Origin of the sequence: Rhizobacter sp. (genome assembly GCF_031412075.1) — a bacterium.
GTDB lineage: Bacteria > Pseudomonadota > Gammaproteobacteria > Burkholderiales > Burkholderiaceae_C > Rhizobacter.
In genome coordinates this window covers 1-8,693 of the sequence record NZ_JANOCG010000529.1, presented here as the reverse complement: position 1 = coordinate 8,693, position 8,693 = coordinate 1, and the positions used below count along the sequence as shown (strand labels likewise).

Sequence of the window (8,693 nt, the reverse complement as noted above, 5' to 3'; positions counted from 1 at the left end):
GTTCCCCGAGCTGCAGGGCATCATGGGCGGCTACTACGCGCGCCACGAAGGCTTGCGTGACGGGGTGGCCATCGCCATCGAAGACCACTACAAGCCGCGTTTTGCCGGCGACACGCTGCCGTCCAACCACTCGGGCACGGTGCTCGCGCTGGCCGACAAGCTCGAAACCCTGGTCGGCCTGTTCGGCATCGGCCAGCTGCCCACCGGCGACAAAGACCCGTTTGCGCTGCGCCGCCATGCGCTGGGTGTCGTGCGCATCCTGGTCGAGAAAAACATGGCGCTCGACCTGGCCGAGCTGGTGCGCTCGGCCGTGCCGGCCTTCGGCGAGCTGATCAGCGACCCGAGCGAGCCGCTGCTGGTGTTCATCTACGACCGATTGGCAAGCATGTTGCGTGAGCAGGGTTACAGCGCGCAAGAGGTCGACGCGGTGCTGGAGCTGCGGCCCATCCTCGGCGACGTGCCCGGCCGGCTCGCGGCCGTGCGCAGCTTTGCGGCGCTGGCCGAGGCGCCTTCGCTGGCGGCCGCCAACAAGCGCGTGGGCAATATCTTGAAGAAGGCCGAAGGTGCGCTGGAAGCGAAGGTCGACACGACCTTGCTGAACGAGCCCGCCGAAGCCGCCTTGTACGAGGCGCTCGTTCAGGTGCGCCCGCATGCCGATGCCGCCTTCGACCGCGGCGACTACGCCGCGTCGCTGAAAGCCCTGGCGGCGCTGAAGACCCCGGTCGACACTTTCTTCGACCAGGTGATGGTCAACGCTGAAGACCCGGCGCTGCGTGCCAACCGCCTCGGCCTCCTCGTCACCCTCCGCGCTGCAATGAACCGCGTCGCCGACCTCTCGAAGCTCGCCACATGAGAGACGGGCAGGCCATGAACCTCATCATCCTCGACCGTGATGGCACCATCAACGAGGATCGAGACGACTTCATCAAGTCGGCCGACGAGTGGGTGCCCTTGCCCGGCGCGCTGGAGGCGATCGCACGGCTCAACCATGCCGGCTGGCACACGGTGATCGCCACCAACCAGTCGGGCCTGGGCCGCGGCCTGTTCGACATGGCCGCGCTCACCGCCATGCACACCAAGATGAACGCGGCATTGGCGCGCGTGGGCGGGCGCATCGGAGCGGTGTTTTTCTGCCCGCATGCGCCTGAAGACCAGTGCACCTGCCGCAAGCCGCTGCCCGGTTTGTTGGAGCAGATCGGCGAGCGGTATGGCGTTGACCTGCAAACCGTGCCCGTGGTCGGCGACTCGGTGCGCGACCTCGAGGCCGCGGTGGCCGCGGGCTGCCCACCCCACATGGTGCGCACCGGCCGAGGCGCCGCGATGACCGATGCGCAGATTGCGCAGCTGAAGCAGCAGATCCCCGCGCTGCAGGTGCACGCCGACCTGGCGGCGTTTGCCGAGAGCCTGATCCAGCACGAGCGCACGGCGCGTGGTGCGTCGGGCAAGACCGACTCGGGCTTCGGGAGGCTGGATTGATTCGCAACGCGTTGTGTGCCCTGCGGTCCTTGTTGTTTGTGTTGTGGATGTCGGTGACGGTGGTGCCTTGGGGCACCGCGGTGCTCATCGTGTCGATCTTCGTTCGCGGCGACACCATCTACTGGATGTGTGCGGGCTGGCTGCGCCTCGCCATGGGCGGCTGCCGCGTCATCTGCGGCGTGCGTGCGCGCATCACTGGCATGGACAACCTGCCCGACGCGGCGGTCATCCTGCTGTCCAAACACCAGTCGACCTGGGAGACTTTTTTCTTCCCCACGCTGATGCCCAAGCCGCTGGCCTATGTGTTCAAGCGCGAGCTGCTCTACATCCCCTTCTTCGGCTGGGCGATGTCGCGCATGGACATGATCCACATCGACCGCAGCAAGCGCGCGGCCGCCTGGGCCAAGGTGGCCGAGCAGGGCCGCAAACACATGGCCAATGCCAACTGGGTCATCATGTTTCCCGAAGGCACACGCGCGGCGCGTGGCCAACAGGGCACCTACAAATCGGGCGGCACACGGCTCGCGGTCGACACCAGCCGGCCGGTGGTGCCGATTGCGGTGACCTCGGCGGTGTGCTGGCCGCGTAAGTCCTTCCTCGTGCGGCCCGGCGTGATCGATGTGTCGATCGGCAAACCGATCGAGTCGGCGGGCCGCCAGCCCGACGAGCTGATGCGCGAAGTCGAAACCTGGATCGAGGGCGAGATGCGCCGCCTCGATCCGCAAGCCCATCAAACCTAGAATCACGGCTCATGACGCGCGGCGCACCGGCTTCCTCCACCTCGCAGCTTTCGCTGTTTGATGAGCCGGTGTCTGTGCCAGTGACGTTGCCGGTGCCGCAGCTTCTGGCACCACCACCAGCCTCCACCCCCGCACCGCCTGCCGTCCCGATCGCTTCCGTGCTCGCCCCCGCCGTGTTCCGCCACCCGCAGGCCCAGCGGGAGATCCGCCTCAACGAACACCTGGTCGCTTATGCCCTGCGCCGCGCGCGGCGCAAGAGCATCGGCTTCGTGGTCGGTCTCGTGGGCCTGAGCGTGGCCGCACCCAAGTGGGTGGGCGTGGGCGAGATCGAAGCCGCGCTGCGCGAGAAGGCCGGCTGGATCTTGCGCAAGCTGGCCGAGCAGCAAGAGCGTCAACAGCGCCTGCAATCGGCCAAGGTCGACTGGCGCGACGGCACCGGCATTCCCTTCCTCGGCGAGACGGTCATCATCGTGCTCGACGCGCGCGCCGGCCTCACCAAGGGCGGCGCCGTGCTCAATGCCGACGCCGAAGCGCTGCCCGGCGTGCCACGCCTCACGCTGCACATCGGCCTGCCGCACACCGCCACGCCCGAGCAGATCCGCGACGTGGTGCAAAGCTGGTTGCAGCGCCAGGCCCGCCGTGTGTTCGAAGAGCGTTGCAAGCACTTTGCGCAGCAGCTCGGTGTGCGCTATACCAAGCTCAGTTTGTCGTCGGCACAAACGCGCTGGGGCAGTGCGGGGGCGGATGGTGCGATCCGCCTCAACTGGCGGCTGATCCACTTCGCCATGCCCAGCATCGACTATGTGGTCGCGCACGAGCTGGCGCACCTGCGCGAGATGAACCACAGCCCGCGCTTCTGGGACGTGGTGCGCTCGGTGATGCCCGACTTCGAACAAGTGCGCGGCAGCTTGAAAGACGACGTGCTTCCGGTGTTTGATTAGCCCCACCCACCGTTCGGGCTGAGCCTGTCGAAGCCAGCGAGTGGCTCGGTGCAGGCACTTCGACAAGCTCAGTGCGAACGGAATCGGATGTGTTCGCCCAACGACAGGTTTGCATCGCGTGCACCGTTATTCCTTCCGCCAGCTGCTGCTGGTCGCCTTCCTGCTCATCGCTGCCTTGCTCAGCGCCGCCTCGCTGCGTGGCCTGTTCTCGCTGGAAAGCCTGCTGCGCCAGAGCAGCGAAGGTGCGCGCCGGGCCGTGGCCGACACCGCCGATGCGCAGGTGCTGGCCGAGCGTACCGTGGCCATGGAGCGCGCGGCGCGCCAGTACCTGGTGCTCGACGACCCGGTGCTTCGCCAACGGTTTGAAGAAGCCACGCGCGACGCCACGGCGGCCCTCGCCCGCCTGGCCGACAACCGCATTCCGGCCAAGCTGGCGGCCGAGTGGCGCAGCACACAAGAGGGCATCGAGTTGCAACTGCGCGGCGCGGCTGAAGAAAAGCGCTTGCGCGAGCCCGGTGTCACCGCTGCTTTTCGCGAGCTGGAAAGCATCAACGCCTCCATGGCCGAACAGGTGCGCCTGGCCACCGAAGCGCGCAACCAGGTGTTGATGGATGAGCTGGAAAGCGGCCGTGCCGAGCTGGGCCGGCAGATCCTCGCCGCCATCGTGGTGGCGGTTCTGATGGCGCTCGGTTTCGGCGTGTGGCTGGCCCGCCCGCTCAAGAGCTTGGAGCAGGCGGTGATCGGCCTCGGCGAAAACCGGCTCGATCAACCGATCGACATCCGCGGCCCGTCCGACGTGCGCCTGCTCGGCCGCCGGCTGGAGTGGCTGCGCCTGCGCCTGGCCGAGCTCGACTCCGACAAGTCGCGCTTCTTGCGCCACGTGTCGCACGAGTTGAAGACGCCGCTGGCAGCGCTGCGCGAAGGCGTCTCATTGCTCGAAGAAGGGGTGACCGGCACGCTCAGTGACGACCAGCGCGAGGTCGCGCGCATCCTGCGCCAAAACACCGCCGTGTTGCAGGGCCAGATCGAAGACCTGCTGCGCTTCAACGCGGCGGCCTTCGAGGCGCGCCGGCTGGTTCGCCGCACCACCGACATCACCGCCCTCGTCAAACAACTGGTGGCGCTGCAGCGGCTGCAGTGGCAGGCGCGGCAACTGGCGGTGGTGGTCGAGGGCGGCCCGGTCGCGGCCGAGATCGACGCCGACAAGCTGGGCACCGCCTTGGGTAACCTTTTGTCCAACGCAATTCGCTTCAGCCCGGTGGGCGCTACCATCCGAATTGAAGTGACGCGCATGCCAGGGCGCGCCTGCATCGACATCGTGGACCAGGGCCCCGGTGTGGCTGCAACGGACCGGGCCCGCGTGTTCGAACCTTTTTACCGCGGTGAGCGGCAACCGAGCGACGCCGTGCGCGGCAGTGGCATCGGTTTGTCGATCGTGCACGAATACATCACGGCCCACGGTGGCGTGATCGAACTCCTGCCCGACGGGCCCGGCGCTCACTTTCACATCGAATTGCCACATGCTGCTTAGTAGGAACTTGTTGGGTTGCGGGGTGGTGGCGGGCGCACTCGTGCTGTCGGCATGCTCGGCATTTCGAACCACGCCGCCTGCACAAACGACCCCGGTTGTCGCCGCGCCCGCGTCGGCCCCGACGGTGGTGCTGGTGCCGGCGCCACCGCCGCCACCCGACCCGACCGATGTGGCGGCGCGGCGTTTCCTGAGTTATCACGAACAACTGCGGCAGTTGTCGGCCCCTGACCTGGCCAACGAGATCACGCGGCTGAACGGCGTGGTGTCGGTGACCGCCACGGCGGCCCCGGCCGACGCGGTGCTGGAGCTGTCGCTGGCGCTCGCGCATCAGCACAACCCCGGTGACCTGGCGCGCGCCGTGGCGCTGCTCGAGCCCATCAGCAAATCGAGCGCGCCCGAGCTGGCGCCGTGGCAACCCCTCGCACGCTTGCTGCTGGGCCGGGTGGCCGAACAACGCCGGCTCGAAGACCAGCTCGCGCGTGAAGTCACACAACGCCGTGATCAGCAGCGCACGCTGCAGCAGCTCAACGAAAAACTCGAAGCGCTCAAAGCCATCGAACGCAGCATGACCACCCGCCCGCCGGGTGGGGGCTCCTTCCCGGCGGCGCCGGGCGCTTCGGCGCCGCCGGCCGCGCCCCGGGCGCCCTGAGGCGGCGCAACGACCATGGCCAACCTGCTGCTGGTCGACGATGACCCGGACCTGCTGAAGCTGCTGTCGATGCGCTTGACGGCCGCCGGGCACCGCGTCACCTCGGTCGAGTCGGCCGAAGCCGCGCTCACGCAGCTGGCCGTCGCGCGCCCGCAATTGGTGGTGAGCGATGTGCAGCTGCCCGGGCGTGACGGCCTGGCCCTGTTCGACGAGATCCGCAAGCGCCACCCCGCGCTGCCGGTGATCTTGCTCACCGCGCACGGCACCATCCCCGATGCGGTCGAAGCGACCGCGCGTGGTGTCTTCAGCTACCTCACCAAACCGTTCGACGGCAAGGCCTTGCTCGACAAGGTCAACGACGCGCTGGCGCTTGCGCCACCGGCCGAGCCCGAGCGGGATGGCGACGACGCCTGGCGCGCCGCCATCGTCAGCCGCTCCAATTGCATGGCCGAGCTGCTGACCGAAGCCAAGATGGTGGCGGCTTCGGATGCGAGCGTGTTGATCCGCGGCGAGAGCGGCAGCGGCAAGGAGCTGCTGGCCCAGGCCATCCACCGGGCGAGCCCGCGCGCGGCCAAGCCCTTCGTGGCGGTCAACTGCAGCGCCATCCCCGAGGCATTGCTCGAATCAGAACTTTCGGCCATGTGAAGGGCTCGTTCACCGGCGCCGTGGCCAACCACCGCGGGCTCTTCGTCACGGCCGATGGCGGCACGCTGTTTCTCGACGAGATCGGTGACATGCCACCCGCGCTGCAGGTGAAGCTGCTGCGCGTGCTGCAAGAGCGTTCGGTGCGGCCGGTGGGGGCGAGCCAGTCGGTGCCGGTCGACGTGCGCATTCTGTCGGCCACCCACCGCGACCTCGATGCCGCCATGGCCGAAGGCCAGTTCCGCGAAGACTTGTACTACCGGCTCAACGTGGTCTCGCTGCATTTGCCCACGCTGGGCGAGCGGCGCGAAGACATCCCCTTGCTGGCGAACCACTTTCTGGCCCGCCTGAGCGAGAAGTACGGCAAACGTTTCAGCGGCTTTGCGCCCGACGCGATGAAGGCGCTCACCACCACCAGCTGGCCCGGCAACGTGCGCCAGCTGCACAACGTGGTCGAGCAGGTGTGCGCCTTGACGCCCACGCCGCTGATCCCGCTCACGCTCGTGCAGCGCGCGCTGCGCGTGCCGAGTGTCGAGGTGCTGACCTACGCCCAGGCGCGCGAGCGCTTCGAGCGCGACTACCTGGTGGGCTTGCTCAAGCTCACCGATGGCAACGCAGCCGACGCCGCGCGGCTGGCCGATCGCAACCGCACCGAGTTCTACCGGCTGCTGCAGCGGCATGCGCTGACGCCGGGTCAATTTCGCGCGGAGCCGCCTGTCGCCGAGTAGAGACAAGGCAAAAAGCCCGTCGATTCAAGGGCTTGCGGGCGGTGGGGGCAGGGCTTGTCGCTGTGCGGCGACAAAACAGACGGCTGGTCGCACGCTTCCCGTCATTCCCGCGCAGGCCGGAATCCGGCATGCAGGCCTGTCACGCACATCGATACCGCGGCAGCCCGCCACGGTCCTGGGTTCCCGCCTGCGCGGGAATGACGTGGCTCGGTGCGTGGCACGTGCTTTGCGCTGTTGTTGTGTTGCGGCTCCTTTGAGCCGCTTTCCACTTCATCAGGCCCTGCGTTTTGTCCATTGCACCGCTGTTTTCAACGCTGATCAGACGCCCGATTCGCCAATTGGCGACAGGGTTCGCGCTCGTGCTCGTTTCATTGCAGGCGCTGGCCAACTTCGGCTTCGACGACGTCGCCGAGCGCGCCCGGAGCCTCGCCACCCGGCCCCACGTGGCCGCCACGGTCGTGTTGCCCGCCGAGCTGAAAAGCCTCGACTACGACCAGTACCGTGATATCCGCTTCAGGCCCGAGCAGGCGCTGTGGCGCAAGGAGGCCTTGCCCTTCGAGCTGATGTTCTTCCACTTGGGCAAATTCCAGACGCAGTCGGTGGCCATCAACGAAGTGGTGGCGGGCCAGGCACGCCACATCGCCTTCGACCGGCAAAACTTCGACTACGGCCGGAACAAGCTCTCGCCCAACAGCTGGGGTGACCTCGGCTTCGCGGGTTTCCGCGTGCACTACGCACTCAACAACCCGGCCTACAAAGACGAGCTGGTGGTGTTTCTCGGTGCGAGCTACTTCCGCGCGCTGGGCAAGGGCCAGCACTACGGTTTGTCTGCACGTGGTCTCGGCATCGACACCGTGGGTGGCAGCGGCGAGGAGTTTCCGCGTTTCACCGAGTTCTGGATCGAGCGACCCGCGCCGCAGGCGACCACGCTCGTGATCCATGCGCTGCTGGACTCGCCGCGCGCCACCGGCGCCTACCGCTTCACGCTGCGCCCCGGTGATGCGACCGTGGTCGATGTGCAGGCCCGACTCTTCTTGCGCGCCGGGGTGGCCACGCTGGGCCTGGCACCACTCACCAGCATGTTCCAGCACGGCGAGAACCAGCCGCGTGCGAACGACTTCCGCCCCGAGGTGCACGACTCTGACGGCCTGTCGGTCGCCACCGGTGATGGCGAGTGGTTGTGGCGCCCCTTGGTCAACCCCAAGCAGATGCTGGTCACCTCGTTCGCCATGCGCGAGCTCAAAGGCTTCGGCCTGATGCAGCGCGACCGTGTGCATGCGAACTACGAAGACACCGAAGCCCGCTACGAACAGCGCCCGAGCGCCTGGGTCGAGCCGGTGGGCAACTGGGGCCCCGGCCGCATCGAGCTGATGCAGCTGCCCACGCCCGACGAGACCGACGACAACATCGTGGCCTATTGGGTGCCCGAGCGCGCCCCGATCCCCGGCCAGCCCATCAACTTCGCCTACCGCCTGCACCTGCAAGGCGACGTGCAACAGCGCCCGCCCACCGGCTGGGCGGTGCAGACCCGACGTGGCCACGGTTTCGTGGCGCGCGAGCAGGTGCGCGACCCGAACGAAGTGCAGTACGTCGTCGATTTCGACGGCCCCGCGCTGCGCGCCTTGCCCTCCGATGCGGTGGTCAAAGCCGTCGTCACCGCTGGCGCCAACGCCCGCATCGTCGAGCGCCACGCTTACCGCAATGCCGTCACCGGCACCTGGCGCATGACCGTGCGCCTCACCCGCCTCCAGCCCGCGCGACCCGCCGAGCTGCGAGCCTTTCTCCAAACCGGCAACCACGCCCTGACTGAAACATGGACCACCATCATTCCCTCCGAGTGAGTTCTGATTCGGCCGCGTACGGGCCGAGCACCCCACCCATGCTTCGCGGCTCGATGGTCGCCACACCATGGCGCGGCTTCTTGCGCAGCCTGGGCGACATCATCAAATCCACGTTCGGGCTGAGCCGGTCGAAGCCCAGCGCGCA

At 67.7% G+C, this 8,693-nt stretch carries 7 protein-coding genes and 1 pseudogene; all 8 read left to right on the top strand.

What is annotated here, in order from left to right; all coding sequences use genetic code 11:
- Positions 1–853, top strand: an 853-nt coding sequence (gene glyS, locus RMO40_RS19800; protein ID WP_309725035.1) for a glycine--tRNA ligase subunit beta, incomplete at its 5' end; no start/stop codon positions are given.
- A gap of 14 nt (positions 854–867) precedes the next feature.
- Positions 868–1,476 (top strand): D-glycero-beta-D-manno-heptose 1,7-bisphosphate 7-phosphatase, encoded by a 609-nt coding sequence (gene gmhB / locus RMO40_RS19795; RefSeq protein ID WP_309725033.1) that lies wholly within the window; start codon positions 868–870, stop codon positions 1,474–1,476.
- A gap of 11 nt (positions 1,477–1,487) precedes the next feature.
- A complete protein-coding gene (locus tag RMO40_RS19790) occupies positions 1,488–2,216 on the top strand; it encodes a 1-acyl-sn-glycerol-3-phosphate acyltransferase (RefSeq protein ID WP_309725037.1) in 729 nt (242 codons plus the stop codon).
- Between the two features lie 11 nt (positions 2,217–2,227).
- A complete protein-coding gene (locus tag RMO40_RS19785) occupies positions 2,228–3,157 on the top strand; it encodes a YgjP-like metallopeptidase domain-containing protein (protein ID WP_309725031.1) in 930 nt (309 codons plus the stop codon).
- A gap of 118 nt (positions 3,158–3,275) precedes the next feature.
- Entirely contained in the window at positions 3,276–4,688 is a 1,413-nt protein-coding gene (locus tag RMO40_RS19780; RefSeq protein ID WP_309725029.1) for an ATP-binding protein, read from the top strand.
- A complete protein-coding gene (locus RMO40_RS19775; RefSeq protein ID WP_309725028.1) occupies positions 4,678–5,337 on the top strand; it encodes a hypothetical protein in 660 nt (219 codons plus the stop codon). Before RMO40_RS19780 ends, RMO40_RS19775 begins: the two co-directional genes overlap by 11 nt.
- Before the next feature lie 15 nt (positions 5,338–5,352).
- Positions 5,353–6,707 (top strand): annotated as a pseudogene (locus RMO40_RS19770) (sigma 54-interacting transcriptional regulator).
- Between the two features lie 359 nt (positions 6,708–7,066).
- Positions 7,067–8,548 (top strand): glucan biosynthesis protein G, encoded by a 1,482-nt coding sequence (locus RMO40_RS19765; RefSeq protein WP_309725026.1) that lies wholly within the window; start codon positions 7,067–7,069, stop codon positions 8,546–8,548.
- Positions 8,549–8,693 lie beyond the last annotated feature (145 nt).

Bases quoted from the DNA above. Each gene is read 5' to 3' on its own strand.
- gmhB (WP_309725033.1), top strand. From the start codon at position 868: ATGAACCTCATCATCCTCGACCGTGATGGCACCATCAACGAGGATCGA.
- RMO40_RS19775 (WP_309725028.1), top strand. From the start codon at position 4,678: ATGCTGCTTAGTAGGAACTTGTTGGGTTGCGGGGTGGTGGCGGGCGCA.
- RMO40_RS19785 (WP_309725031.1), top strand. From the start codon at position 2,228: ATGACGCGCGGCGCACCGGCTTCCTCCACCTCGCAGCTTTCGCTGTTT.